A 26728-nucleotide genomic window follows, 5' to 3' on the forward strand; every position below is an offset into this window, starting at 1 on the left:
GGAGCGGATGGGACGATCATGTGTTTTGTCCATGATGGTGACTGTTTAGCGTATCGCCAGGTCAGGGCATCTTTTAGAGAGCCTGTGGGCGGCTCAGCTGGCTCGCACGCCGGGTGATGCTGACGTTCGGGGCGGTATCGAAGACGATCCACTCGGCTATGGAGTCCTCCTGAAGGCACGTTCGGTTTGAGACTTCCCGGCGAAGGCTCCCGGGCGAGGTCACCTTGCCGCCCGGAGCGATGCGATCCCGGTGTGGGCGTCAAGGTGTCCAGTAACCGGGAGTAGCCACTGTTGCCGGGGAAGGGGAAGGGCCAGCCAAGGTCGCATCGACTCGTTTGGCGCCTTTCTAGCTGCACGCGCGATCCTTCACCGTCCTTCCCCATCGCAACGTTTCAGCAGGTCAAGCGGGGGAATATCAGCTGCCGGAACCTCCCCGACAGCCGCGTGCCTCCCCCAGAAAGTTCCCCGTCTCCCGTGTTACTCAGAGTCGCGGGCGGCGAGCGCCTGAGCGACGTCGTCGCTGCGGATGACCATCAACCCGTGCGACTTGGCGGGGCGGACGCCGTGCTCGGCCAGGGCGCCGGCGAGCCGGCTGGGTGTCCAACCGTCGTAATCGGCGGGGTTGTGGTCGGCGAGCCGCGAGAGCACCTCCTGTGTACGCATCCGCGGCTCGCCACGCAGGACTTGGGCGACGTCGGCGAGGTGGTCGATCGAAGCTGCTTCACGCTCGGCAGCGGCGATCTCTCTGCCGTCTTCGGCTACCGCCTCCACCGCGCGCGTGACGACCGGTGATACCTGGTCGATCCCATCTTCGAACGGTATGTAGAAGGTGCGGATCAGCTCGAACGCGGCGTCCGTGACACCGACGGCGACGCAGGTTCCGCGGTCGACGTTCGGGCGCAGTTCCGTGGCCCGGATGCCGGCCCGGTACTTCCCGGAGCCGAGCAACCCGTCGTTGGCGATCTGGTCGGCGACGGAGAACGCGACGCTGCACGAGACGTTCCGGGTGATCTCCCGAGGGATGCTGTGCCTGGTAGGGGACTGTGTGGCCAGCAGCACAACGATGCCGTACTTGCGCCCCCGCTTGATCAGCTTCACCGCCGTCTCTGCGGCTGCCGGGCCGTATTCAGGGTGCTGGAACAGCTCGTGGCATTCGTCGATCGCGCAGACCAGGGGGTGGAGCCCGAGGCTACGGTCATCGGCGAGCTTCCGCGACACCTTGGGCGGGCTGCCGGGCCGCCGGCCAAGGACCTTTCCCCGGCGCTCCATCTCGGTCAGCAGGTCGGTCAGGGCCCGCAGAGTGGCCTCGGCGACCGCGTCGTCCAGGCCCATGCGGTAGCGGACAGCCGGGGCGTGAACGGCGCGAAGTCGGGCGACTCGCCCATGATGAACGCCCATAGCTCGGCGGTGGGGTCGAGTGCCGCGCCCAGCAACAACGTTCGCAGGGCCGACGACTTGCCCTGCCCCGGCCGGCCGCCGATCAGCCAGTTGACACCGATCAGCGGCGCGTTGATGATCCGGCCGCGCTGGGTCAGTCCAAAGGGGACACCGTTGAACAGGTCAACCCGGCCCGCGGGCAGTAGGGGCCAGACGCCCGCGCCGCCGTTGAGCGCACCCTTGTCGGCGATCCACAGGTCCAGGATGCCATCCTCTTCGCCCGTGGTGGGCCACGTCTCCAGCGTTGCCCGCCCCAGGTTGGCGGCCAGCTTGGGACGTTGTGCGGTCACCATGTCCGCGGTGACCCCGAGGGGGAGCCGAACCTGGACGTAGGTGCCGTCGCCATCCTTTCGCGCGGCGACGATGTAGGCGAGTTCGCCACCTTCCTTGAAGAATCGGGTGAGCGCGCTGATTCCCAGGTGTGCCAACGCCTTGGAGACCATCCGCTCGTCGACCCACGAGGCGGCGTCCTGCCGTTCCGGGTGGACCAGCCAGGTGGCGCCGGGATCACGGTCGCGGCCCTCGAAAGCCGCCGCCAGTGCCCACACCGCCGGAACGGCGCACAGCGCCAGGGGCGCGACCCGGGCCACACCCGACCAGAGCACCTCCAGTTCGGCATAGAACTCCGCGAGCCACGGCCACATGTCCTCACGGTTCATGAACTCGTCAACCGTCCACAGAATGGCCACGACGGGAGCGACGGTTCGCGCGGTGATCGCGAGCCTGCGCAAGACAATCCCAGCTTTCGCCCACCTCGCCGTAGCGTCCGACCGGATCAGCTCCTGCGCGGTGCGTCGTGCTTCGATGTCACCGGTGAGCCGGGCGCGCCGGGCATCCGCGCGCAGGTCGGCGTAGGTCGCCCAGGTCCAGAACTTGACCAGCCACCGCCAGTTGCCGCGCAGCACGAACCACACCAGCCTTGCAACATCCTGCGGGGCTTTCCGCACCCGGTACAGGACCACCGACCGTGCTCGAGTAACCGGCTCGGCCCTCTGTGCGTGCTTCCACCGCCGAGCGAACCCGCGTCGCAACTTCCGTTGTCGAGGCTGCGGAAGGGAGTCGTCGATCAGCTCGCCTTCCAGCACGGGTCCGACGTGCACGACCTCTCCGATGGAGGGGTCCGACGTGCGCTCCGCCTTGATCGGCAGCGAGTCAGCCATCGGCCACCTCCGCGCGCAACGCCCGCGCCAATCGCGGTGACAACCCGCGCGAGCAGCCGGTTGCCCGCCGCACCCATGCCGGCGTGATCTCGACGTCCGGCGTCCAGCTCTCCCGAGCAATCGCGAGGTAGTCCGCGAACAGCACCCTGCGCCCCGAGTTCACGGGCTCGCCTTCGTGAACGGCTTGACGTGCAGCAGCGACAAGCACCGCGTCGGTCAGCTTGTCCCGAAGATCGGTGATCGCCTCGACCGCGACGAATACGACGATCGGCGGGACGGAGTGCAGGACGATCGACGCAGGCTCGCCGGCCGCGAACGACGTCCAGGTGTTCCCGCAGGTCCGGGCCACACAGCGGCCCGCGGAGCGCGCGCTCCAACCGACGCGCGCCGCCGGCAACCAAGCTCCGGCGGAGGCGGGTCGCGTCCCGACCGCACCCGCCTCCGCCGGACTCCACACCCTCCGGAGCGAGCGATGACCGTACGGATGATCATCGCTCGCCCGCTGCCCGGCACGGTCGGAGAGACTCGTCGCGTCGTCCACCTGTTCCCGCTGCCTGCGGACGCCACAATGCCGGACCGCTTGACCGCGTACTGCGACGCCACATTCGGCCCGCACGAACTGGAGTTGCTGGAACGACCGGTCGGCATGCCTTGCGTGCTCTGCCTGCGGCGCTCGCCGCGCACGAACAGCGAACTACCAACGGTCGAGTCGTGACGAGACCTGTACAGGCCTCAGTGCCGGCGTTTCAGCGGGAACTTGACCCACTCCTACACATACCGGTCCGGCTGCTGATCGCATGCGTGCTCGCCGACGGAAAGTGGCGCGGAGAGGCCGCCGTGCGGGAGCGCGCTGCAGCTCACCGAACGACCTTTCAGGCTGCACGTCGAGTGCCTGAAGGCGGCGGGATACCTGCGGGGGCACAGCGCGGACCTCCGCTTGACGCACCTTGGTTACGACCGGCTCGCCGAACACGTCTCTGCGCTCGGACGGATCACCTGCGCCGCCGCCGAGCTTCTACGGAGCACCCTCAAGTCCCCAAGCCACACCGAGCAGGTGACGGCCACCCGCGAGGCCTCGAACACCAGCCGGCGAAGGTCGTTACGGCCCACCATGACGGCGCTCACGGCAGTCGTCACAGCCGTCACAGGCGTATTACCTCTGATCATCGACACCTTTTGCTGTCACACCATATGAGACGGCGTGACAGGCTCCCACGAAGGCATGTGACGGCGGATCTCAGCCGCTGCGTCGCAAGCTTCCGTCAGCGCTCACTAGGTCCGGAGCGGCTCTTCGTCGTCCGGCTGGCAACTCAAGTTGTGGCCGTTCATGTCCGGGATCAAACTGCGGGTCGGACCAGCTTGTCACGACAACTAGCGGTGGGCTGGCGTCGACCGATACATGCACAGGAGTGACGGAATGAGTAACCGGGTCAGGTCAGGCGGCTGGACCTCTGGCAACGCCAACGAAGACTCTGCCGGCACCCGCGGCTGGCTAGTGGGCCACTTCATAGCGGGAACGTGTCGACTCCCCCAGTTCCCGAGGCTGGCACCACCACGTGTGTGCAGGTGTGCCGAACACTGAGCCCGCGACGCTCACTGGATCAGTCGAGATGGCGCGCGACTTCTTCGCGCCGTCTGAGCAGGAAGGCGCGTTCCACCTCGTTGTCGGTCATCCTCAGGGCCTCCTCGTAGGACAGGTCCGCTTCCGGCCACCGGCCGAGGCGGCGAAGGAAGTCGGCGCGGGCCGCGCTCAGGTAGGCGTGGGTGGCCAGAGCCGGTTCGTCCAGCAGGGGCGCGAGTGCGGCGAGGCCGGCCTCCGGACCGTCCCGGAATCCGACGGCGATGGCCCAGTTGAGGTCGACGACCGCGGACGGCCACAAGCGGCTCAGCACCTCGTACAGCCCGACTATCTCCACCCAGTCGGTGTCCTTCCAGGTCGCCGCCTCCGCGTGCACCGCGGCGATCGCGGCCTGGACCGAGTACCTCGTCGGCCCCGCGCGCCGCAACGACTGGGTCAGCAGGGCGGTGCCCTCCTCGATCTGCCGCGCATCCCACCGTCGCCGGTCCTGGTCGGCGAGCAGGACCAGCTCCCCGTCCTCGGAGATCCTGGTGTCCCGGCGGGCGTCGGTGAGCAGCAGCAACGCCAGCAGGCCGGCGACATCGGTGTTGCGGGGCAGCAGCTGGTGCAGGGTGCGGGCGAGGTGGAGGGCACCGTCGACGAGGTCTCGCCGTACGAGCTGGTTGCCGACCGGCGTGACGTGGCCAGTCGTGAAGACGAGGTGCACGACGTCGAGAACGGAGTCCACACGTCGGGGAAGGTCACCGGGGTCGGGCATCCGGTAGGGGATCCGAGCACCGCTGATCTTCCTCTTCGCCCGCGTGATCCGCGCCGCCATCGCTGCGTCCTGCACCAAGAAGGCCCGAGCCACTTCGGTCGTGGACAGCCCGCACACCAGTCGCAGGGTCAGCGCCACCTGGGCATCGCGGGACAGGGTCGGGTGGCAGCAGGTGAAAATGAGCCGCAACCGGTCGTCGCCGACGGCTTGCGGGTCGGCCCCGTCCTCCGGCCCGGTCACAACGTCGTCCGTGACAAGCAACGGCAACGCCGAGCGCAGGACCGACTCCCGCCGCAGCAGGTCCTTCGCCCGGTTGCGCGCGACACTGGTCAGCCACGCGCCCGGCCGGGCCGGCACTCCGCTCACCGTCCACTTCCGCAGAGCCTGGGTGTACGCGTCCTGGACACACTCCTCGGCAAGGTCGAGATCGCGCACGACACGCACCGTCGCGGCGAGCACTCTGGCCCACTCGCGACGGTGCGCCTGCGCGACCGCCTCCGTGACGTCGACGTTCCCGGTCAAGGCGCGCCGAACCGGTCTAGCCCGGCTCGTTGATCGGCCGGATCTCGACCCCGCTGTGCGCGACCCTGAGCTCGGGAAGCCGTTCGGCGAGTTTGACCGCGGCGTCCAGGTCGGGTGCCTCCACCACGTAGTAGCCGCCGAGCGCTTCCTTGGACTCGAGGAACGGTCCGTCGGTCGGCGTCGGTCGGCCACTCACGCTGCCGCGCAGGCTCGTCGCGGTCGCCGTCGGCAGAAGCTCGTGGCCGGAGAGGACTGCGGCGCCGGCCGCGGCGTTGAACGCGGCATGTCCCGCTTCGACCTCCGCCCTCTCCTGCGGGGAGCCCGCTTCCCAGATCTGGTCGTCCCCATAGATGAGGAGCAGGTACTTCGCCATCTCACGCATCCCATCGGTTCGGGGCCTCCGTTCGGCCCGTCTGCCTCTACGACGAACGAACCAGCCACGAATCGATGCTCCGCCGCTCTCGCGATCGATTTTAACGGTGCGAGACCGCAGCCCGGTGCGCTCGTTGCCGTGATGATGTTCCTCCTCTCGCCCCTCAACGTCGTCTTCGCGATTTACGAGATGGAGATCATCCCGGAACGAGTTGATTGGACGGGTGCAGAGCTCGATGAGCGTCGCGTCGACTTCGATTCAGTGGCTCGGTCCGATTGCCGCAGGCTTGCTTGCTTCCGCGTCGGGCCTGACAGTGGCCACGGTCGTGTTCGTCTGCGTGATGGCCGCGCTCGCGATCGCCACGCACTCGTGCGTTGGCCTGCGAGTGCTGACCAGGGCCGTTATCGAGTCCGCCGAATAATGCGGAGTGGTCCAACCCCGTGTTCTGGCTGACACACCTCGTGTTTGGCACGCCGTCGGCGCTCCACACCGCCGACGCCGTGATGGGCCTGCTCGGACCACGGAGCAGCTGCCCGGACGACGGTCGCACCGACGTCACCTGGCCGCCGTCCAGTCTGTATAGCTTCGCGCTTGTTCACACAGCGCTGATATCAGCATGTTGAAGGGCGCGCACGTCGACCACAGTGATGACGTGGTTGCGCCCGTTCACGACGGCTACTTTCACGAGCGCCTCGAACGAACGGCGGGTGGAGACTCCATGGCGATGGACAGCCATGCCACGCAACGAATCCGCCGCGGCGGCAGTGCCGTTGCCCCAGCAACCCGCCAGGATCACGATCTCCGTGCCGTCATCGGCCAAGGGATTCGATGCCCGGACCACCACGCCGTAGTCGGCGGCAAGACTTCCATCGTCGTCATACTCCGGGTAGTACTCGTGGCCTGTCGCGCTATCCGCCACCGCCACTTCATGCGAAGTCCAACGCGGGAACCCGAACGTCAACGCCGGCCTGAGGCGCGGAATCATCTGAGCAGTTACCCTGTTGCCGTCAGGACCGCCGACCAGTACCAGATCGCGGCGCAACTCCGAACTCGGCATGTCGCCCGTCGGCCTCACCGTCGAATCGAAACCGAACGACCGCAACTGTTCCTCAACCGAGGCCATGGCCTCTGCGTCACCGAGGCCGATCAACCCGGATCGCTCCCACACGTACAGCTGGTTTCGCTCGTGCACACCGACAACGACCGTGACGCCGCGGTCGCCCATGTTCTTCCAGAAACGTCGGGCACGCCACCGTCGCGCCTGCCGCCGCGTCCGACCGGTCACCCATACGGCGATACCGCCGATGCATGCCGCGATCAAGTTCACCGCGATGTCCGGACCTGACTGGCCCAACCACGTGGCTACCTCAGCCAGCCACTCCCAGAGACCCACCGCACCCCCACCGCGTCAAGTACCTGCACTCACGCCGCCTGGCTGCCGCCCAGGGCGGGAAACACGACCCCGAGTATCGAGTTCAGTAGAGGGGCGGCCAGCAGCTCCCAGTGTGGCGTCTTCGTCGCCGATCCACCGGCCGAACACTGTGCCAGAAAGCTTGCCAGCGCGACGGGCAGGATCACGGCGCCGGCCACCGGCGGGAAGAATGAGGGCCACGCCGGCGTCGAGTGGGGGCATCTGGCTGCGTCTGCTGGTCGAGGGCGCCCTGGTGTTGGGACGAATCAGGGCAACCGGCATCCCGCGCGCTGTTCGCGGCCTGGCATCTTTTGCCTTGGGGTGGAGAGGTGCGTCCTGGCGGTGATCGAGGATGTTCATGCTCTGGGTTCGGAGCTTGAGCGTTCTTATCCGGGGTACGTGCGGGGCCGGTTGAGGTTCCGGGTCAAGCAGATCGTGGATGTCGCGTTTCCTGGACGAGACGGTGATGGGGTTCGCGTTCCCGAAAGAGGAGCGCGCCGCGTTGGTCACCGGTGAGCCGGGGAAGTTCTGGCTGCCGTCGAAGTCGGATATGCGGTTCAACTGGGTGCACGTCGAGCTTGCTGCGCTGGATCCTGCCGAGGCTCACAAGCTCGTGGTGGATGGTGGTCCCGCAGAAGGTCTCCCGTGCCCATGACCTCGCCCATCCCGATGGTCCGGGATGACAGCGCCTGCCTCGGGTTAGCTCGACCTTCGATGAACGTCCGGCCGGCACGTGCCGACGGACCTGGCTCGGCTTGGGCCCCGGTGGTCGGGCAAACCGCTCAGGTTGCGACGCCGCAATCACCTGCACCGCGACAACGTGATCAACTACCGGCGATACCGGGGGTCGGGTGTACCTCGGGTTCTCCAAGATCATCCCGACGGTGCGAACAATCCACCGCGCCCCCGACCGGTGGGAGTTCCTCGCCGGATCCGCGCTCGACGGGCACGGAACACCACGCTCATTCAACTCCCGCGCCAACGACGCGATCGACCGGCCCGCAGGCGCGCTCGGCGAACATCCATCGCACCCGCTGCGAGGTCTCCGGGTCCGGCTCAAGTCTGTGCAAACGCCGACCCCATCGCGCGTGGATCATGTTCGGATGAGGCCCGCCGTCAGCCAACCGATACCCATAAGGAGGATGACCGCCAAGAAAACGCCCCTGCAACCGTGTCTGCGCACGCATCGCTGCCATGACACGGTACCGAGTCCGCACGACCTCACGCTGCGCCTGAGCGCCCAGCAGCGTCATCAACCCTCGATAAACAGGACTGCCCAGCTACACCGGGCCGCCAGCCTCAGGCAACCACACCTGCACACCCACCGCATCCAGCCGAGCGACCACTTCCCGGAACTGGTCACCGTGGAAAGCCCGCTCGTACTCACCCACCACCACAGCATCAAACGCACGATCCCGGCTCTCCGCAACCGCCAACAACTCAGACGCAGCCGGACGGTCCGGCCACGACCACCGCCGCGACCGGCTCTCATCGAAGAACTCGACCACGACCTCGCCGACACCCTCGACCAACTCATCCGCCACCGCGCGCTGCCACGCACGAGACGTCCGCGGGTCTTGGAACTCGCTGGTCGACATCCGCCCGTAAAACGCAAAACGCACACCGCCTGGCTCCCGCTCGGACGTACGTGCCACACCACGCCGAGCAGCCACAGCCCCTGCAAACCCCGCACCAGTCAACCCGCCCACTACCTCTCCTTCCGCCGGTCCCAAACCGAAACCGCGCAAAGATTGACCAATGACGACACACGAGCGAGCACCGCCCTGAACAGATCAACGATCGCGCGATCGCTCGACGACCTACGCGCCATCCGCATGGCAGTGCTGCGCGCCACCGGGACAGCGTTCTGCGCCGGTGGGGATCTCAGCAAGCCCTTGACCGCCGCCGTCCGTGGCCCGCTTTCGAAGCCAGGTGGACATGGCGCTGATATGCGACTATCGGATCGCCCCCGACACCACCCCCTTTAGTGAGGGCTACATCCAGGCACGTGCGGTCCCCCGCGGCGGCGGCTGCTTACTACCGCCCACGCCCGATCGGGAGGGTCACGGGCCACTGCGCCTGCTGCAAGACCTGCACTCGAACGGCCGAACGCGTGGCGAAGAGCGAGGCCCGTCTCAACGGGGCCGAAGGCTTGAGCGGCACCGGCGTGGAGGCACCTGGTGAGCTCGAACAAGACCCAGAGTGACAGGTCGTCGCTCTGGGTCCTGGGGACGGTCGAAGTCCGTCGCGGACGGACCGCGAACTGCTCGACGTGCACAACTTGAACATCGAGAATCCCACCGGTACCAGCGCCGGTCGACCGGGGCGGGAACTGGCGCGATACAGTTCAACTGGCCCGCACCGCCTACCCGGTGGCGGCGTATCGTGGACCACGAGGAGCGCGCAGCCGGAGAAGCCGGCAAGGAGGCTCTCGTGGATTACGAAATGTTCGACCTTGGTACCGTCAGGTTACAAGAAGGCGCCACGCTCAGCGATGCCAAGCTCGCGTACAAGACATACGGCGAGCTCAACGGTGACAAGAGCAATGCGATCGTTTACCCAACGTGGTACTCCGGGCAGCATTACGACAATGAATGGCTGATCGGCGAGGGGATGGCGCTCGATCCGGCGAGATACTTCATCATCATTCCGAATATGCTGGGCAACGGGTTGTCATCGTCGCCGAGCAACACGCCCGCGCCGCATGACCGCGCGTCGTTTCCCCGGGTGACCATGTATGACAACGTCCAGTTCCAGCACCGGCTGGTGACCGAGCGCTTCGGCATCGGGACACTGGAGTTGGTCACCGGCTGGTCGATGGGCGCCGGGCAGACCTACCAGTGGGCGGTCAGCTTCCCCGACATGGTCAAGCGGATCCTGCCATTCTGCGGATCGGCGAAGACCAGCCTGCACAACTTCGTGTTCCTGGAAGGGGTCAGGGCGGCGCTTACCGCGGACGCGGCCTACAACGGCGGCCGGTACGACAAGCAACCCGACATCGGGCTCCGCGCCATGGCGCGGGTCTACGCCGGCTGGGGCTTCTGCCAGCAGTTCTACCGGGAGACGATCTACGAGCGCGAGCCACTGGGCTACGCGTCCCTGGAAGACTTCCTCGTGGCCTTCTGGGAGGGCCTGTTCCTCAAGCGCGACGCGAACAACCTCCTGACCATGCTGTGGACCTGGCAGCACGCCGACATCGGCAACACGCCGGGAATGCGCAGCGTCGAGGACGCGCTCGGCGCGATCCGGGCGCCCGCGATCGTGATGCCTGCGCAGCAGGACCTGTACTTCCCGCCCGAGGACAACGAGTGGGAAGTCAAGCACATGCACCGGGCGGAACTGCGCGTCATCCCGGGAGCGTGGGGACATTTCGCCGGTGGCGGCCTCAACCCGGAGGACACCCGGTTCATCGACAACGGCCTCAAGGAACTGCTCGCCACGGAAGTTTGATCCGCCTGGCCTCGACGCGGTTCCACCCGGTCCGTGTCGGAGCATTCCTGCGCAGCCTGGAGGGAGCATCATGACCAGCAGCGCAGAATACGCACAACGAACCGCTCCTCCGGGAGCCGCTCCGCAAGTGCCGCCGCCGCGTGCGGGTGAGCCCGCCACGACCGCCTTCGCCCCCACAGCCAGCGGGGTGCCCCTGGCGCTGGCGGGGTTCGGATTCTCATTGACGATTCTGTCGTTGGCCAACACAGGTGTCGTGGACCAGCGGACGGCTACGCTGTTCGTTCCCGTCGCGATGGGCACTGGCGCGCTCGCCATGCTCGTCGGCGGGATCTGGGAGTTCCGCGGCAACAACCTGTTCGGTGCGACGTTCTGTTCGGCGTATGCCTGCTTCCTGTTCACCACGGCGCTGATCGTGCAGTTCTACGCACCGATGATCACCGACACGGCGGGAGCAGCGAACTTCGCCCGCATGTTCGGCGCTTACCTGATCGTGTGGGCGTTGTTCACCGCGATGCTCGCCGTGGGGGCACGGGTGGTCAACGCACCCGCGTTCACCGCGTTCGTGTTGCTGGTCGTGGTCTACGTGCTGCTGGGCCTCGCCAACCTCATCGGATCGGGAGCCACCGCGATCGCGCTGACCAAGGCCGGCGGCTGGGTCGGCCTCCTCGACTCCTTCGTCGCGTTCTACCTGTGCTCAGCCATCGTCCTCAACGACGTCAGCGGACGGGGCCTGCTGCCGATCTGGCCGGCCAGGCGGACGGCGCACTCGGCCTGAGTGGACCGCGCGCGGCAACTGGAGCCCTCCGGTGGGCCGGTGCCGAGCGCCGCCGAGATTTCCCCGGCGGCCGGGTGCCGCCGGACCGTCGCCGGGCGTTCTCGAGGAAGGCGACGACGGCCGGGTTCGTCTCGTCGGCGCGTTGGACGACGGAGAATTCGGCCTTCGCCCCCAGTCCGGACAGTGGGCGGTAGACGACACTGGGTAACGCGATCCGGTCGGCCCGATCCGGGACCAGCGCGATACCGACCCTCGCGGCGACGAGCTCGAGCACGCTGAGCGTGCTGCCTGCGCGGTGGCGCATCGGTTCGGCGTCGAGGCCGAGACGCGCCCTCAGAGCGTCGGGGATCGGACCTTCGTGTGTTCTTGTCGAGTAACCCACTCGATCCGCGAAGGAACCGGGGCCGGACCGATTCCTTTTCAGACCCGGCCGGGTCCAACCACCCATGACGACGCTCTCTTCGCGACGCCTGGTGCTCAGCACTCTGGTTTCGCTCAATGGCGTGATCAGCAAACCGATGGCATGGGCCGGGCCCTACTTCGGCCCGGGCAGCGCGACGGCGTCGCTGGCGGCGTTGCGCGGCTGCTCGGCGATGCTGATGGGCCGGCGGACCTACGACGACTTCTCCCGGCAGTGGCCGGACACCCCCGGCGACTACGCCGCCCACCTCAACGCCATGCCGAAGTACGTGTTCTCCTCGACCCTGCGAGATCCGCACTGGACCAATACCACCGTGCTCGACACCGAGATCACCGAAACCGTCGCCGCGATGAAGCGCGAACCGGGCGGGGACTTGATCGTCTACGGGCACGGCCGGTTCGGGCGGACGCTCACCGCGGCCGGGCTGGTCGACGAGCTGGCGGTGACCGTCGTGCCCGTGATCGTCCCCGACGGCGCCTCTTTTTCCGACCCCGGCGACGCGCCGAGCGCCTGGGAGATGCTCAGCGCGGGCCCGGGCGCCGATCCGGGACTGGTGTCCTTGCACTACCGGCCACGACGAGGATGACGGACATGCCGCAGACATGGGACGATCTCCAGGAGTACCGGCCGGAGCTGGTCGCCTTGTGCTACCGGATGACGGGTTCGGCGCACGAGGCCGAGGACCTGGTGCAGGAGACCTACCTGCGAGCGTGGCGCAGCCGCGCCTCCTTCGAAGAACGCGCGTCGGTGCGTACCTGGCTGTACCGGATCGCCACGAACGTGTGCCTGACGGCGCTGCAAGGGCGGGGCCGCCGAGTACTGCCGGCCGGACTCGGCGCCCCGGGTGAGGACCCGGACGTCCCGTTGGCCACGGCCGAGGTCCTCTGGGTCACGCCGTGGCTCGGTGACCCGGCCCAGGTGGCCGAACAACGCAGGATGCTGCGGCTCGCCCTGGTCGCCAGCGCGCAGTACCTGCCGCCGCGGCAACGCGCGGCGTTCCTGCTGCGCGAAGTGCTGGCCATGCCGGCCACCGAGATCGCCCAGGTGCTCGACACGAGCGTGCCCGCAGTCAAAAGCGCCCTCCAACGCGCACGCGCCCGGCTCGACGAACTGACGCCGACGCCGGAGAACTTCGCCGAGCCGGACTCGCCCGCGGCGCGCGACGTCCTGAACTCCTACATCGCCGCCTTCGAAACCGCCGACGTCGAGGCCCTGACCCGCCTGCTGCGCGACGACGCCACCCTCGAGGTGGTTCCGTCCGGGTTGTCCCTGTCCGGGAAACGCTCGTGCGTTCCGTTCCTGGCCGAGCACGTGCTCACCGCGCCCGGGCTGTACCGGATGTACCCGACCGTCGCGAACGACCAGCCGGCCGCCGTGGCCTACTACCGGGAGCGGACCGACGAGCCCTTCCGGCCCTTCGGGTTGGCCGTGCTGACCGCGGACACCACGCACCTGGCGTCGATCACGACCTTCCTCGACCCGGAACTGGTCGGCGCGGCGGGCTTTCCCGACGACCCTGACCAGGTGCAGTTCACGCACGATGGCAGTTGCGCCGTACGGGAAAGCAGTCATCCGGCGGCGTCGGCCCGGTAACTGCCGGGGGTGGTCGCGTACTCTCGCCGGAACGCTTTGGCGAAGGCGAACGGAGAGCTGTACCCGATGGCGGACGCGACCTGCGCCAGCGTCTTGTCGGTGGTGCGCAACAGCTGAGCCGCGGTGGTCATCCGCCAGCGCGTGAGGTACGTCAACGGCGGTTCGCCCACCACGGAGGCGAATCTGCGCGCGAAAGCCGCGCGCGAAAGCCCGGCGACCGCGGCGAGCTGCTCCACCGTCCACGCTCGGCTGGGCTCGGCGTGCATGGCCGCCAGCACCCGGGACATCACGGCGTCGGTCAACGCGGCCGACCAACTCGTTGCAGTGTTTTCGGAGCCGGCCATCCACGCGCGGAGCAGATACACCAGCAGAGCGTCCACAAGCGACGGTGCCACGGCGGCCGCCCCGGGCGGCGCCTCGTACAGCTCGGCGCCGAGCAGGTCCACCATTGCCCGCAGACCCGGATCACGTCCGGGAGCGGCAGGCAGGTGGACAACCTCCGGCAGATCCCGCAGCAGCGGATGAGGACGGCGGCGGACCAGCTTGTACGCGCCGCACACGATCGTCGACCGAGCCCCGGGCCCGGGCAGCACGAACCGCCCGAACGATCCGCCCGGCGTGTCACGAACGGGAGCGAACGGAGTGAGGTCCGCGCCCGGTGCGGAGACGATCGCGTGCGGAGTACCCCGGCCGAGCAGCACCACATCCCCAGGCCCCAGCTGAACCTCCGCAAACGCGGCCCCGTCCAGGGGAGCCAGCTGACAACTGCCTTGCAGTACAACGTGGAACGCGGCACCCAGGACCTGATCGAAGCGCAGACCCCACGGTGCGTGGACCTCGGTGAGAGCGGCGACCGGCCGACCCGCTCGCATCGCCGTCAGGATGTCGGCCAGCACGTCCATGCCGGAAGTCTACAACTGCGAGACGATGAGACAAAGAAACACGACCATCAATCATTTTCTGTCTCTTGGGATCGTCATAATCTGGCGTCAGTGTTCATTGATCGCGAACTGGAGATGACGATGAAGACGGTATGGGTTGAAGGCGCAACGGGTAAGGCGGGCAAGCGCGTTGCGGCTGCGCTCGCTGCATCGGGCGTTTCGGTGCGGGCGGCGTCCCGGCATCCGGGCGCACCCACGGCGAGTGTCACCCCGGTCCTGTTCGACTGGGCCGACGAGTCCACGTGGGCGGATTCCGTTGCCGGCGCCGACGCCCTGTTCCTGAAGGGTCTCGACGTCCTCGACAACGCGGCCTCGTTGTTCGCGCGTCTCATCGCCGCCGCCCCGCAGGCGGATCACGTGGTCCTCATGTCCGCCTTCGGGGTCGACAAGGCACCGGAGGCCGCTCCCCGCGCGCGAGTCGAGCACGTGGTGCGGGAGTCGGGCCGGAACTGGACGATCCTGCGCCCCAACTGGCTCATGCAGAACTTCGACGAGGACGACGCGGTGTACGCCAGGGCGATCCGCGACGACGCCGAGCTCTACGCGGGAAGCGGAGGCCATCGCGCGGGTTTCGTCGACACCCGCGACGTCGCCGACTCGGCCGTCGCGGTCCTGACGACCGACGGCCATCACGGCCACGGCTACGACCTCACCGGCCCTCAGTCCCTGACGTTCGCGGAAGTGGCCGACACGCTGTCCAGCGCGTCAGGGCGGGCCATCCGTCACGTCGACGCCGACCTCGAGGCGCACCGGGCGCATTTCGCCCGCTCGGGTCGTCCGAACGCGTGGGTCGACCACATGATGGATCTGTTCGTCTTCGTGCGCGCCGACGTCTTCGACGGCGTCACCGACGATGTGCGGCGGCTGACCGGCCACGCTCCGCGCACTCTGGATGCCTACGCGCGGGAGGTTTTCGCCGCGACGTCTCCTGCGCCCTCAACGTCGATCGCCTGACCAGTGCAGGTTTGGTAGCGAAGACAGTGCGCACGTGCCCGGCGGGCGCGGGGCCGATTCGGGCTTGTCCCGCGCGTCGCTGCGGGAAGTAGCCGGGACACTGTCAGCCAACGATTGTCCGGTCGAGGCGGTCGATGCGGGAGGAACCCGCCCCGTCGTGAGGAGAAGGTCACCGTAGCGCGTTACCTGTTGTCGATGCGCTGCCGCGAAAGGGAGGTCCGCGAGCCGGCGAACGAAGAGGCGATGCTCACCCGCGTCGGCGAAGCATGATCTTGATGCCGTTGGCCGATAGCGGGGTTCACTGCCGAGCGGCACGACCGGTGCCCACGTCACAACGGCCAATCCTGAAGCACTCAGGCGAGAAACAGCTCGGGACGACCCGGGTCCATGAGATCAGGATCGTGCTTGGTGAGCTCCTGTTCGAACGCTTGCCACCCGCGCGACCGTACGTACGCCGCCTCCGCCGCCGAAACAGGCACCAGCCTTGGACTCGGCGAACACGCCGGGGTCGACCGGCAGCCACACCGCCTGTCCTTCGACCATAACGGGGACCAACCCGCCGGCGCTCGGCTCGGAGGCAGACTTTCCAGATTTCGAGACGCCTACCTCGACGACGTCGTGCAACAGCTCGTCGAGCTCCTCCACCGTGATCTTCAGCAGCTTGGCCACAGCACGAAACTTCCACCAGCACCTCGGCGGCCGGTCGACGTGACCTGCCGAAGGTCACGGGCAACCTCCCGCAGTACCACGTTCCCGCCCCTACGTCCCGGTCGCCGGGGTGCGACCGCCACGACGACGCACCCCGCAGAACTGGCAGTCGGTCGGAGTTACCTATGGGGAAGTAGATGCGGTGATGATCGATGCCGACATCTACGGCTGGGCAACCAGGGCATCCACCGGCTCACTGTCCGAACCGGACCGGACTCGCTTGGCCCGGGCCGCACACGAACTGCTGACGAACTTCAGCGCTCGATCGACGCGTTCCCACCGAATGCCCAGCCGTACTACAAGAGCATCCTTCGCATCCCTCAACTCGCACTCACCACCTGAGCGATCCGACCCCACATGCGGCCGACGGGTCAGTCCGCCGACGGGTACGCGGAACCGCAGCACCGAAGAGCCGGCACGCGGCGGCGCTGGCCCGGCGACGCTGGTGGCCGCGCTAGCCACAGTTCGTCGAACGACCTGGTCCAGCGCAAGCCGGTATCACCGTCGAGAGCACTGAGCGACCTTCCCCCTGCGACCGCTTCCTGCCTACGCACCTACGCACCTACGCACCGTTGGCGCGATCTTGTTTCCTCCCAGCGAAAATTGCCTGGCCCAGAGTCTCCGCTCGCGATGGCCCTCACGTGCCGGGGAAGTCCGCCTTCCGGATGGTGGCGTGAACGCCCTTGACGACGTCGACGACCTGGGAGATGCGAAAGTCGGTGGCGGCCGACAGGTAGGCGTACGCGGTGGGTGCGTCCATGCTGTAGCGAATGCCGAGCAGGGCGATCGCGGCCCGCACGGCGCTCTGCATCGCGACGTCGAGATCCTCGTCGAGGCCGGTGGGGATGAGGAACTCCGCTGTCTCCGCGATCGGGGCCACGAGGTCGCCGAAGTCCCGTACGGCGCTCTCGTGCGGGATCACGTCGAAGCGCACGGTGGCGCGCAGGCTGGCCTCGAGTGCGGTGAGGCTGACCTCGCCGTCGCCCTGGGCGAAGTGGGGGTCGCCCACGTACGCGAGGGCCCCGTCGACCTGCACCGGCAGGTACAGGGTGGCGCCGGTGGTGAGCAGCCGGATGTCGAGGTTGCCGCCGTGTGGCCCCGGGGGGACGCTGTGAGGCCGTCGGTCGCCGGCCACCGCGACGCCCATGATCCCGAGGAACGGGGCGAGGTCGAAGCGGGCCGGCCCGATGACGCCCTTCCCGTCGACGACGGGGGTGAAGACGCTGTGCACCTGCTGGTCGTCGAGCGGGTAGGTGTCGGGGAGCGCACCCTTCGCGTGGCGGTTGCTGACCACGCCGTAGGGCACGCGGGGCAGGGTCTCCTCGACCGTGATCGCCAGCAGGTCCCCGGGCAGCGCGCCGCTGACCGCGACCGGCCGGGACACCACGTGCGGCCCGTCGACACCGAACGTGTGGTCGGGCTCCCCTGCGGGGCCGCCGGCCGCGAGCGCGATCGCGTCTTCGAGCACCTCGGCGACGTCGTACTCGCCGAAGAACGCTTTCGGGTCACGCCCCTGGTCCTCGAGGATGCCCTCGTGGCTGATCGTGTCGAAGGTGACGCTGGAGCCGCTGTCGACCGTGAGCACAGGGCTGTCGGTGGCGCACGGCAGACGGCCCCACAGGACGTGGTCGAGCGTGCTCGGCAGGTATGCCGCCGCCCGGATCGGCCCCATGCCGGGCTGCAGCGCCGGCATCAACTGCCCGGTCATCGCGCCGAGCCCGCCGGCGATTGGCCCTTCGTCGCACCGACGACGGCGGTGGAGAAGTCTGCCGACTGTGCGAGGCGCAAGAGATCGTGGTCGCGGCCGGGAGAAGCGACCAGACAAAGCCCGCACGGCAGTCCCTCTCTGGTTCTCAGAGGGATGCTCAACGCGGGTGCGCCCGCTATCGAGGCAAGGCAGGTGAGCCGGAGAGTTGCTTGACGCACAGGCTGGATCTCGGCGTGCCCGAGCGGGGCCACGGTGGGGGTCGTCGGCAGGATCAGGACCCGGTCGGCGAGATTCTCTCGGATCTCGGTCCGAGCCGAGGAGACCACCTCGGCCGCACGCGAGGCTCCCTCGGAAGTGACAGTACGGGCGTAGGCGAATCGGTCGCGCACGTCGGCGCCGAGATGCTCTTCTCGCCCTTGGATCCAGTCGCCGTGTGACTGCCATGCCTGGAACGCCTGCAGGGTGCGGAAAGCATCGCTCCAGACATCGAGTGGTGGCCGCCATTCATCGTCGATCCGAGTGCGGCTCGGCATGGCGCCGAGGACCGCAGCAGCAACGTTGGACTCCGCCTGATCGATGAGCGCGGCGGCAACGACGTAGGTCGTGTCTCCGCTCGCCTGATCCTGCGTCTGACTGCTCATCTGGCGTGGTGGCAACAGCACGCTGCCGACGCGCGCCAGAGTCTCGGCGTCGCGAGCCAGCCACCCGACGGTGTCGAAGGTGGGCGCCAGCGGCATCATGCCCTCGACCGACACGGCGCCGTGCGTCGTGCGAAGGCCGTAAAGGCCTTGGTAGGAGGCCGGCACGCGGACGGAGCCGGCTGTGTCCGACCCGAGACCCACGGTTGCCTGCCCAAGGCTCACCGCACTCGCGGGCCCGCTCGTCGAGCCTCCCGAGCGTCGATGCGGCGCTCGGGGGTTCGGCGGGGTGCCGTAGTGGTGGTTGTCTCCGGCGATGGAGTAGGCGAACTCGTCGGTCTGGGCGATCCCCTTAAGGGAGGCACCGGCGTCGAGGAGCCGCTGCACGGCCGGAGCGTTCACCTGCGCCGGCGAGGCCTGCGCGAGTCTGGCGGGGTTGCCCGCCCCGACCGGAAACCCGCGGACGTCGAAGATGTCCTTGATCGCCACCGACTCGCCGGCAAGCGGCCCGTTCTCGCTTCCGTCCGCGCGAACGACCAACGGATCGCCGACGATGCGCCAGATCCTCGAGTCAACGGCCGGCGCCGGTTGATGGACGTGGGCGACGGTCACCTGCCACTCCCCGTCGATGCGTTGCCACAACTGAGTCTGCTGGCCCTGTCCCCCGGCTTTGAACTGCGTGACGGCCACGACCATCGCATGGTTTTCGTCGATCGGCCGTACGTGGACGTCGACGATGTAGCGGCGTGCTGCACCGCCACGTCCGGCTCGGAACGAGCTGATCTGGTGGTGACCGACCAGCAATCCGGCCGCATCGCCTCGAAGCGTTGCGTCGCCGGGAGCGAAGAGCCGATCCAAGCCGGCCAGATCGTTGTCCATGAGCGCACGTTCATAACTCCAGAACGCCCGCATCAGACCGTCCTGAGGAGAACGGGGGGTGCTGTGTATCAACGGTGCCTCGCTTGACGGTGTCGAAGTTGGGTGGGGTCTGGAGTACGGGCCGGAGCCGGGTGAAGGTGAGCCGTCCGTGCTTGAGGCCCCACAAGGGCTCGGAGATGGTGGCGACCGCATTGGCCCCGCTGTCGGTCGGCAGACAGATCAGATCTGCCGGCGCTCCTTCGACCAGGCTTGCCGCGCTGCCGGGGTCGACCACCCGGGCCGCGCCATCGGTCACCAGTGAGAAAGCCTGCTCGAGGCCCTCCCCCGACAGATGGGTGATGTTGGCGTAGAGGTTGGCCATCCGGATCAGTGACCCATCCCCATAGGGAGTGAAGGCGTTCAGGACGTTGTTGGTTGCCACGGAACAGCGCAAGCCGTTGCCTATGAGGGATTTCATATCGAGCACCCCGCGGGGCTTGGAGTGGCTGGTTGCCCTGCCCATGAGGAACAGATCGGTGGCCGGCAGCACGGTGAAGGCGAGGTCGGCGTCAACGGCCAGCGCCGTGAGTTCGGCGAAGCGTTCCGGCGTCACAAAACTGAGCTGCGTGACGTGCCCCACCGTCACCCTGCCCTGCATCCCGTGCTGGATGGTGCGCCGGCAGACCTCCTCGATGAGCATGCCGCCGGTGGTCTCGGCGAGGTCGAGATGGAGGTCGATGGGGACCTCGAAGTGCTGTGCCCGCTCGAAAATCCAGTCGAGCTGGCCGAGCGGGTCCACGTCGGCGTACGGCGCACCGCCGAGGACTGGAGCACCTTGTGCCAAAGCAGCGTCGAGGAGCGCCTTGGTCTCCTCGGACTGGGTGAGACCTTCTTGAGCGAAAACGCAGACCTCGACGTCGACATAGTCGCGCCAGTCATCGGCGAGTGCGTTGATGGCGTGGAAGGATTTCAAGGAGACGACGTCGTCGACCTCGACCTGGGTGCGGATGCGGGTGGTGCCGTGGGTGACGCAGTCGCGGAGTGTCTGCTCTGCTCGTTGGTAGACGTCGTCTTCGGTGAAGCCCTTCTTCAGCTCCGCGGTCTCGGTGATGGCAGAGGCGAGCGTGCCGTCGAAGTGGCGGTAGCGTGGCATCAACCGGGACTTGTCGAGGTGCAGGTGGGTGTCGACGAATCCGGGTGTCACCAAGTTGCCGCCGGCGTCGAGTGCTGCCCGGCCTGCGAGATCGGGTGCCAGGCGACACACGACTCCCCGGGAGATCCCGATGTCGATCGGGGTCTCGCCGGTTACGACGCGGGCGGACTTGATGACCAGGTCATAGACGGTGTTGTCGATCGTGTCGTGGTCGTCGTGACAGCTCATGTTTCCGCGGGCCCTCAGGGTGTCTCGGCGGGTTCGGGGAGCGACCCCGCGCGGTGGTTGTAGCGGATTCGGGCGAATCGGTGCCGGAGACCGGTGAGGGACTCGCCGCGGCTGAAGGCGTCGAAGCCGACCGCAGCGACGATGACGCAGCCCTGGACGATGGATTGCCAGTAGGCGTTGATGCTTGCCTGGTTGAAGAAGTTCTGGAGCACGGCCAGGATCGCCACGCCGGTAAGGGCTTGCCAGACTCGGCCCTGTCCGCCGATGAGCGAGACGCCGCCGATGAGCGCGGCGGCGATGACCTGCAACTCGATGCCGGTGCCGATGTTGGCCTGTCCCGAGCCGACCCGGCCGACGTAGAGAACGCCGGCTACTCCTGCGGTCAGGCCGGTGATGACGTAGGTCAGCGTGCGGGTGCGATCGGTCCGGATCCCGGAGATGTAGCTGGCTGTGTTGTTGCCTCCGGTGGCGTAGAGGTCTTGGCCGTAGGTGCTGAAGGCGAGAACGATCGTTGCCACCAGGGTGAAACCGGCCAGGACGATGGCGCTGACCGGGAACGAGCCGCCGATGCGGCCGGAGCCGAGGTCGGCGAGGAGGCCGTCGTGGACGGAGTAGGTCGCTCCGCCGGAGTACAGCAGGGCAGCGCCACCGACGATCTGTGAGCTGCCGAGGGTGGCGATCAGGGGGTTGATGGCGAGCTTGGTGACCATGAGGCCGTTGGCCAGACCGATGACCCCGGCGATCGCGAGGGTGATGACGATGGCGAGGAGCGGGGGGTGGTGGAGGGCGAGCGCGGAGCTGACGGTCGCTGCGAGCGCGTAGGTGGCTCCGACGGAAAGGTCGAAGCCGCCGCTGATGAGGCAGAAGGTCATGCCGAGCGCCATGACGGCGATGGGGGTCCACTGGTCGCTGATGTTGACCAGGTTGCCGGCGGTCAGGAAGCTGCTTTGCCGGCTGGCGATCACGACCATCACGATGAGGGCGAGGACGATGCCGTAGCGGCGGCCGGCGAAGCGGATGGTGTTCAGGGAGTTCATGAGGCTCCCTCCTCTACGGCGATGGGAGTGGGTTCGAGCAGCATGGCTGCGTACGCTTGCTCGCGGCCTTCGGCACCGGAGGAGGTCGCGACGATCCGGCCGTGTCGCATGACCAGGACGCGGTCGCAGAAGCCGAGGAGGTCTTCGGTCTCCTCCGAGGCGATCAGGACCGCGGTGCCCTCGGCGGCGGCGGCTTCGACGACGCGGAAGATCTCGTCTTTGGCGCCGACGTCGATGCCGCGCATGGGCTCATCGACCATGAGGACGCGCGGGCGGGCGTGGAGAAGCTTCGCCAGGACGACCTTCTGCTGGTTCCCGCCGGAGAGGGTGCCGGCCGCCGCTTTGAGACGGTGGGCAGGGAGGCTGACTGCGGCACCACAGTCGGCGGCTGCGGCGTAGGCGCGCTTACGTCTGACGAGGCCGCACCGCGCGGGCCGCGTGATGGTGCTGACGGTTATGTTGGTCCAGGACAGTTGACGCAGGATCAAGCCCTGCGTGCGCCTGTCTTCGGGTGCGAGAGCTATCCCTTGGGTGAGTGCCTGGCGTGGCGTGCTGGGCCAGGCCGTGGCGCGCCCGTCCACGCGCATCTCCCCGCCGAGGACAGGCTCCAGTCCTGCGATGGTTCGCAGCAGACGAGTACGTCCAGAGCCCACCAGCCCGACCAGGCCCACGATCTCGCCGGGGCGGATGCAGAGGTGGTCGATGCGCAGCCGGCCTGGTGTCACGATGTCACGCACCTCCAATGCCGGAGCGGGTTTGGTGCTGTCCGGTGGGTGTGAGCGGTTGCGAGTCACAGCGTTGACGGCGCGGCCCACCATGGCTGTGGTCAAGGAGTCCGTGGTGAAGGTCGATGCCCTACCGTGGGCCACGACTGCGCCGGCCCGCAGGACGGTGATCTCGTCGCCGAGCTCGAGCACCTCCTCGAGGTGGTGGCTGATGAGCAGGACCGCGGTTCCCCGGGAGCGAAGCAGTCTGATGATGGCGTGGAGCTTGAGGCGCTCCTCGGCGCCCAGCGCGGCGGTGGGCTCATCCAGGACCAGGACGCGGGACTCTTGCTGGAGCGCACGGATGATCTCGATCTGCTGCTGCACGGCGACCGGCAAGCCCAAGCTGGCGCCGGTGGTGGGCACGTCCAGCCCCAGGTCGGTGCACACCTGATTGAAGGCGGACACCATCATGCGCCGTCTGCGGATGCCCAGGACGTGCATCTGCCGGCCCAGGAAGACGTTGGCCACCGGGTCCAGACCGGGGACGAGGCTGGGCTCTTGGTGCACAGCGGCGATGCCGAGCTTCCTGGCGTGGTGAGGACCGTGCAGGTGCACCTGGTGTTCGTCGAGGACGAGCGAGCCGGCATCGGGTTTGACCACGCCGGTGAGCATCTTGAGCAGCGTCGACTTCCCCGCACCGTTGGCCCCGACGAGACCGTGCACCGTCCCGGCGCGAAGCGTGAGCGTCACGCCGTCGACAGCCTTGATGCCCGGGTAGGCCTTGTGCAGGTCCACCGCCGCGAGCACCCTGCACTCCGGCGCGCGTTCGCTCCCGTCCCGGGCGTGCTTCACGCCCGGGACGGCGCCCAGATCGGGACGGGCGATGCTCATCCCACGCTCCAGGTCGACTTGAAGCCGGCGGCGTTGGCCTTGGTGATGACCGGGTCTCCACCGTGGAACATCGGGTCCTTGAGGACGTTGTAGACCTTCGTCGTGAGATCGAAGCCGGGAACGTCGATCTTCTGACCTCGCATGGTCTGGATGGCGGCTTGGAGTGCGCGGGTGGCTTCTTCCACGGGTAGGCCGGCGATGTCGGCGTAGACCTGCCCGGCCTTGACCATGTCGACCACGTTGGCGGCTCCGGCGAGCGAGACGACCTTGATGTCGCCCAGCTTTCCGGTGTCGATGAGCCACTTCATCGAGGGTGTGGCGGTGTTGTCGTCGCCGAAGACGATCCCGTTGATGTCGGGGTGGGCCTGCATGATGTCCTGGGTGGCCGCGAGGCCGGTGGCTCCGTCCCAGTTGCCTGGGACGGTGGCGACCAGGTCGAGGTTCGGATACTTCTTGAGCTCGTCGAGGAAGCTCTGGGTGGTCAGCTGGACGATCGAGCTGCTGGCCGGCCCCGGAAGATAGGCGACCTTGCCGCCGTTGGGGAGCGCCTTGTGCAGATAACCGGCGAAGAGCCGACCTGTCTCGGATTCCAGGCGTCCGAAGAATCCGATGGTGCCGGGCGAGTACAGATCCTGCACGTGGCCGCAGATCGGTGTGTTGTAGATGGAGACGATCAGGTGCTGGGCGGCGTCGGTCAGCGCTCTGCACACCGACTGCCCGTCGATGGCCTCGACAACCAAGGCCTTGTACTTGCCGCTGGAGACGGCGTCCTGGATCTGAGTCAGTTGCTTGCCGGAGTCGAAGTCGGCGCTGAAGACGTCCATCTTGACGCCGTCCTTCGCGGCCAGCGCCTTGGCGGCGTTCGTCGCCGACTGGAGGTAGGAGTTGCCGAGGCCGTCGGTGAAGAAGGCCACCGCACCACTCGAGGAGCCACCGTTCGCACCGGAGTCCGAAGACCCTGCGGAGCTCGACGCCCCGCAGGCCACGAGGCTGAAGGCGGAGAGCGATCCGATGATCGCCGCAGCGATCGGGCGGCAACGAGGTCGAGTCGTCGGCCGGCTTTTCGATCCAGTGATTATGGGCATGGCTGATGGACCTTTCGCTCGCTGAGGAGTCGCGTCTCGACGGTGTGATGGCGCTCAGAGGTGCGCGCCGGCCCTCGTCGGGCCGAGGCTTTGTGTGCGGGGCTCGCGCCGCTCATCGGTGCCAAGGGCGGCGGCCGGCGCGAGCGCTATCGGTGGTTCACAGGGCGGTGTATCCGCCATCGACGGCGAACGCGGTGCCCGTGACGTAGGAAGCTCCCGGGGAGGACAGGAAGAGGACCGCCTCCGCGATCTCTTCGGGCTTGCCCAGTCGACCCATCGGCGTACGGGCGGCCACCTGGTCGGCGTTGTCCTTTCCGGACTGCTCCATGATTACGGTGTCGATTCCTCCGGGGTGGACCGAGTTCACGCGGATGTCGTCGCGGACGTGTGCCATCGCGGCATGCTTGGTCAGTACCGTGACGCCGCCCTTGCTGGCGTGATAGGCCGCGCCACCTTCGGCGCCGACGAGCCCCCAGATCGAGGAGGTGTTGACGATCGAGCCACCGCCGTTGGCGATCATCGCCGGGATGACGGTGCGCATTCCGAGGAACACACTGGTCAGGTTCGCGGCGATGGTGCGGCTCCAGCCCGGCATGTCCTCCTCCGTGATCGGCGTGCCGTTGAAGACGCCCGCGTTGTTGAAGAGCACGGTCGGCTCGCCGTAGGTCGACCGGCATGTCTGCAGAGTCTCCTGCCACGCGGCCTCGGAGGTGACGTCGTGGATCACGAAGCTGACTTCGAGGCCGCGGCCGGTGAGTTCGGCCGCGGTCCGCTTCCCGACCTCACCGAGCAGGTCGGTCATCAGCACCTTGGCACCCTCCTCGGCGAGCCGGCGGGCCGTGGCCGCGCCGATACCGTTGGGGTGTGCGGTCCCGGTGACGATGGCGACCGCACCGGTCATGCGACCGGTCACGTCACGCTCCCGAAGATGTGGTTGATCCGGAACACGTTGCCCTCCGGATCGGTCAGCACGGCCTGGTACCAGCCGTAGGAGGTCTCGTAGGGCTCCTTGACCAGGGTGGCGCCCGCGGCGACGGCGGAGTCGATCAGCAGGTGGACCTCGTCGTGAGAGCCGGTCTCGAAGTTGAGCAGGAAGCCGGCGCCTTGGGTCTCGCGCAGGGGTTCCAGGTGAAGCAGGTCGTAAACCTCCGGGGAGAGGAACCCCAGGCCGCTCGCGCCGGTGGAGAAGCCGCGGAAGACGTTGTTGCGCATCTGCTCGACCTCACTCAGGCCGAACAGCTCGGCGTAGAACCTGGGCAGGTCCTCAAGATTCTTGGCGAAGACGTTGACCCAGTTCAGGACGCCGGCGCTCGTGGTGGTGGTCACGCGATCTCCTCCTCGTCGATCTGCTGCTGAGCGAACTTGGCGGCGAGGTACTCGCCGTTCTTGATCGGGGCGTACTTCGCCGGCCGGTCCGGGCCCTGGCAGGTGGGGATGCACTCGATGACCGCGTCGTAGTTGGGCTGGAAGAACATGACGATCGAGATGCGCCTGTTGGTGGGAACGACGGTGCGCTCGGGGTTGACGACGCGGTGCATGGTGGAGACCCAGCTGTCGTTGGTCCACCGCGCGAGGGAGTCGCCGATGTTGACCACCAAGGAGTCCGGGATGACCGGAACATCGACCCACTCACCGGCCTTGTTGAGCACCTGCAGGCCTCCGGAGTCGACCGCTTCCTGCCACAGGACCGTGAACGCGGTGTAGTCGGTGTGCTGGCCCACCCGCATCTGTCCCGGCAGTGGCTGCTCCTCCTGAGAGGGGTAGTAGTTCACGCGCATGATGCTGGTGTGCTTGTCGATCTTCGGGAGGAAGTAGTCGGGCTCGAGGTCTAGCGCCATCGCAAAGACCTGGCTGAGCAGCTGAGCGGTACCCGTCATGGTGTCGAACATGTCGGTCAGGACCGGCTTCATCGCGCTCGGCGTCTCCGGCCACACGTTCGGAGCGAACGCCGCACCACCGGCCTCGTGGTAAGCGTCGGCAGGCACATCGGACGGCCCGACGTCGAAGAGCTCCTTGATGTCCGGCGGAGCGGCCATGTTGTCGAGCTGCGCCAGCGACTCCACACCGAGCCCGATGTAGCCGCGGATGTGCGAGGGGTCGGGCCGGCCGGCCGCGGCCTTGGCGGACACGTCCTGTGCGAAGAACTCCAGGCTCGTCTCGTAGGCGGTCTTGATCTTCTCCGGGGCCACGCCGTGCCCCTTGATGACCAGGAAACCGATGTCCCGGCAGGCCCGCCCGACCTCGTCGGCGATGCGCCGGCGGGTGGCCTCGTCTCCATCGCGGAATCCGCTGAGATCGATCAGGGGAACGTCAAGAAGCGTCATCGTGCTCACTCACTTTCT

The 26728-nt window shown here is 67.6% G+C and carries 27 protein-coding genes and 2 pseudogenes; 8 read left to right on the forward strand and 21 right to left on the reverse strand.

The window, feature by feature from the left end; translation table 11 throughout:
* Positions 1-477: 477 nt before the first annotated feature.
* The 3 genes and pseudogenes from AB0H62_RS31070 to AB0H62_RS31080 form a co-directional block, all read right to left on the reverse strand.
* The gene (locus AB0H62_RS31070; protein ID WP_360589966.1) at positions 478-1332 is read right to left on the reverse strand and encodes a hypothetical protein; all 855 of its coding nucleotides are present in this window, start codon (positions 1330-1332) and stop codon (positions 478-480) included.
* Entirely contained in the window at positions 1287-2597 is a 1311-nt protein-coding gene (locus AB0H62_RS31075; protein ID WP_360589968.1) for a hypothetical protein, read from the reverse strand. The genes AB0H62_RS31070 and AB0H62_RS31075 overlap by 46 nt, the downstream gene beginning before the upstream one ends.
* Positions 2590-2928, reverse strand: a pseudogene (locus AB0H62_RS31080) (hypothetical protein); the annotation flags it as partial. The pseudogene AB0H62_RS31080 and the gene AB0H62_RS31075, both read right to left, overlap by 8 nt.
* 141 nt (positions 2929-3069) lie before the next feature.
* Here AB0H62_RS31080 and AB0H62_RS31085 point away from each other — a divergent pair.
* The gene (locus tag AB0H62_RS31085; protein ID WP_220239893.1) at positions 3070-3312 is read left to right on the forward strand and encodes a hypothetical protein; all 243 of its coding nucleotides are present in this window, start codon (positions 3070-3072) and stop codon (positions 3310-3312) included.
* 886 nt (positions 3313-4198) lie between these two features.
* On the opposite strand, the gene AB0H62_RS31090 is transcribed toward AB0H62_RS31085, so the two are convergent.
* Positions 4199-5455 carry a DUF6596 domain-containing protein gene (locus AB0H62_RS31090; protein ID WP_220239892.1) on the reverse strand — a complete coding sequence of 419 codons (1257 nt, stop codon included), beginning with the start codon at positions 5453-5455 and terminating at the stop codon, positions 4199-4201.
* A gap of 16 nt (positions 5456-5471) precedes the next feature.
* Positions 5472-5828: a YciI family protein gene (locus tag AB0H62_RS31095; RefSeq protein ID WP_220239891.1), complete on the reverse strand. Its 357-nt coding sequence runs from the start codon at positions 5826-5828 to the stop codon at positions 5472-5474.
* A gap of 235 nt (positions 5829-6063) precedes the next feature.
* On the opposite strand from AB0H62_RS31095, the gene AB0H62_RS31100 reads away from it, so the two are divergent.
* Entirely contained in the window at positions 6064-6249 is a 186-nt protein-coding gene (locus AB0H62_RS31100; protein ID WP_220239890.1) for a hypothetical protein, read from the forward strand.
* Between the two features lie 174 nt (positions 6250-6423).
* Here the strand turns inward: AB0H62_RS31100 and AB0H62_RS31105 are convergent, their stop codons facing one another.
* Both AB0H62_RS31105 and AB0H62_RS31110 read right to left on the reverse strand, forming a co-directional pair.
* Positions 6424-7155, reverse strand: a complete 732-nt coding sequence (locus AB0H62_RS31105; protein ID WP_220239889.1) for a hypothetical protein — start codon at positions 7153-7155, stop codon at positions 6424-6426.
* A 95-nt stretch (positions 7156-7250) separates the two neighbouring features.
* Entirely contained in the window at positions 7251-7418 is a 168-nt protein-coding gene (locus tag AB0H62_RS31110) for a hypothetical protein (RefSeq protein WP_360589971.1), read from the reverse strand.
* A gap of 260 nt (positions 7419-7678) precedes the next feature.
* On the opposite strand from AB0H62_RS31110, the gene AB0H62_RS31115 reads away from it, so the two are divergent.
* Positions 7679-7894 carry a hypothetical protein gene (locus tag AB0H62_RS31115; RefSeq protein WP_255638881.1) on the forward strand — a complete coding sequence of 72 codons (216 nt, stop codon included), beginning with the start codon at positions 7679-7681 and terminating at the stop codon, positions 7892-7894.
* Between the two features lie 252 nt (positions 7895-8146).
* Here AB0H62_RS31115 and AB0H62_RS31120 read toward each other — a convergent pair.
* Positions 8147-8299 (reverse strand): annotated as a pseudogene (locus tag AB0H62_RS31120) (hypothetical protein); the annotation flags it as partial.
* A 220-nt stretch (positions 8300-8519) separates the two neighbouring features.
* Positions 8520-8837 (reverse strand): hypothetical protein, encoded by a 318-nt coding sequence (locus tag AB0H62_RS31125; protein WP_255637905.1) that lies wholly within the window; start codon positions 8835-8837, stop codon positions 8520-8522.
* 835 nt (positions 8838-9672) lie between these two features.
* On the opposite strand from AB0H62_RS31125, the gene AB0H62_RS31130 reads away from it, so the two are divergent.
* Together AB0H62_RS31130 and AB0H62_RS31135 are read left to right on the forward strand one after the other, a co-directional pair.
* Complete coding sequence (locus AB0H62_RS31130) at positions 9673-10689, forward strand: alpha/beta fold hydrolase (protein WP_255637904.1); 1017 nt, start codon at positions 9673-9675, stop codon at positions 10687-10689.
* 70 nt (positions 10690-10759) lie between these two features.
* Positions 10760-11464 carry an acetate uptake transporter gene (locus AB0H62_RS31135; protein ID WP_220239887.1) on the forward strand — a complete coding sequence of 235 codons (705 nt, stop codon included), beginning with the start codon at positions 10760-10762 and terminating at the stop codon, positions 11462-11464.
* Here AB0H62_RS31135 and AB0H62_RS31140 read toward each other — a convergent pair.
* Entirely contained in the window at positions 11406-11912 is a 507-nt protein-coding gene (locus AB0H62_RS31140; protein ID WP_360589974.1) for a LysR substrate-binding domain-containing protein, read from the reverse strand. The two genes, AB0H62_RS31135 and AB0H62_RS31140, sit on opposite strands and share 59 nt — an antisense overlap.
* Here AB0H62_RS31140 and AB0H62_RS31145 point away from each other — a divergent pair.
* Positions 11911-12471 carry a dihydrofolate reductase family protein gene (locus AB0H62_RS31145; protein WP_255637903.1) on the forward strand — a complete coding sequence of 187 codons (561 nt, stop codon included), beginning with the start codon at positions 11911-11913 and terminating at the stop codon, positions 12469-12471. The two genes, AB0H62_RS31140 and AB0H62_RS31145, sit on opposite strands and share 2 nt — an antisense overlap.
* Before the next feature lie 5 nt (positions 12472-12476).
* Positions 12477-13478: an RNA polymerase subunit sigma-70 gene (locus AB0H62_RS31150; protein ID WP_255637902.1), complete on the forward strand. Its 1002-nt coding sequence runs from the start codon at positions 12477-12479 to the stop codon at positions 13476-13478.
* Here AB0H62_RS31150 and AB0H62_RS31155 read toward each other — a convergent pair.
* Entirely contained in the window at positions 13454-14350 is an 897-nt protein-coding gene (locus tag AB0H62_RS31155) for an AraC family transcriptional regulator (RefSeq protein ID WP_360589976.1), read from the reverse strand. The two genes, AB0H62_RS31150 and AB0H62_RS31155, sit on opposite strands and share 25 nt — an antisense overlap.
* Between AB0H62_RS31155 and AB0H62_RS31160 the strand changes: the two genes are divergently transcribed.
* Positions 14249-15373, forward strand: a complete 1125-nt coding sequence (locus tag AB0H62_RS31160; protein ID WP_255637900.1) for an NAD(P)H-binding protein — start codon at positions 14249-14251, stop codon at positions 15371-15373. The genes AB0H62_RS31155 and AB0H62_RS31160 overlap by 102 nt on opposite strands.
* 393 nt (positions 15374-15766) lie before the next feature.
* On the opposite strand, the gene AB0H62_RS31165 is transcribed toward AB0H62_RS31160, so the two are convergent.
* The 10 genes from AB0H62_RS31165 to AB0H62_RS31210 form a co-directional block, all read right to left on the reverse strand.
* Positions 15767-16042 carry a hypothetical protein gene (locus tag AB0H62_RS31165; protein ID WP_360589978.1) on the reverse strand — a complete coding sequence of 92 codons (276 nt, stop codon included), beginning with the start codon at positions 16040-16042 and terminating at the stop codon, positions 15767-15769.
* 676 nt (positions 16043-16718) lie between these two features.
* Complete coding sequence (locus AB0H62_RS31170; protein WP_360589980.1) at positions 16719-17789, reverse strand: acetamidase/formamidase family protein; 1071 nt, start codon at positions 17787-17789, stop codon at positions 16719-16721.
* A complete protein-coding gene (locus AB0H62_RS31175; RefSeq protein ID WP_360589982.1) occupies positions 17786-19306 on the reverse strand; it encodes an amidase in 1521 nt (506 codons plus the stop codon). Before AB0H62_RS31175 ends, AB0H62_RS31170 begins: the two co-directional genes overlap by 4 nt.
* A 10-nt stretch (positions 19307-19316) precedes the next feature.
* Complete coding sequence (locus AB0H62_RS31180; protein WP_360589984.1) at positions 19317-20666, reverse strand: amidohydrolase family protein; 1350 nt, start codon at positions 20664-20666, stop codon at positions 19317-19319.
* A gap of 14 nt (positions 20667-20680) precedes the next feature.
* Complete coding sequence (locus tag AB0H62_RS31185) at positions 20681-21703, reverse strand: ABC transporter permease (RefSeq protein ID WP_360589986.1); 1023 nt, start codon at positions 21701-21703, stop codon at positions 20681-20683.
* Positions 21700-23301 (reverse strand): sugar ABC transporter ATP-binding protein, encoded by a 1602-nt coding sequence (locus AB0H62_RS31190; protein ID WP_360589988.1) that lies wholly within the window; start codon positions 23299-23301, stop codon positions 21700-21702. Before AB0H62_RS31190 ends, AB0H62_RS31185 begins: the two co-directional genes overlap by 4 nt.
* The gene (locus AB0H62_RS31195; protein WP_220239875.1) at positions 23298-24215 is read right to left on the reverse strand and encodes a sugar ABC transporter substrate-binding protein; all 918 of its coding nucleotides are present in this window, start codon (positions 24213-24215) and stop codon (positions 23298-23300) included. The genes AB0H62_RS31190 and AB0H62_RS31195 overlap by 4 nt, the downstream gene beginning before the upstream one ends.
* A 328-nt stretch (positions 24216-24543) precedes the next feature.
* On the reverse strand, positions 24544-25299 hold the full coding sequence (locus AB0H62_RS31200; RefSeq protein WP_360589991.1) for an SDR family oxidoreductase: 756 nt from the start codon (positions 25297-25299) through the stop codon (positions 24544-24546).
* Positions 25296-25712, reverse strand: coding sequence for a VOC family protein (locus tag AB0H62_RS31205; RefSeq protein WP_220239873.1), 417 nt, complete (start codon positions 25710-25712; stop codon positions 25296-25298). Before AB0H62_RS31205 ends, AB0H62_RS31200 begins: the two co-directional genes overlap by 4 nt.
* The gene (locus tag AB0H62_RS31210) at positions 25709-26710 is read right to left on the reverse strand and encodes a 2-oxoglutarate and iron-dependent oxygenase domain-containing protein (RefSeq protein ID WP_360589992.1); all 1002 of its coding nucleotides are present in this window, start codon (positions 26708-26710) and stop codon (positions 25709-25711) included. The genes AB0H62_RS31205 and AB0H62_RS31210 overlap by 4 nt, the downstream gene beginning before the upstream one ends.
* Positions 26711-26728: the final 18 nt, after the last annotated feature.

The organism is Amycolatopsis sp. NPDC050768 (genome assembly GCF_040654155.1).
Classification (GTDB): domain Bacteria; phylum Actinomycetota; class Actinomycetes; order Mycobacteriales; family Pseudonocardiaceae; genus Amycolatopsis.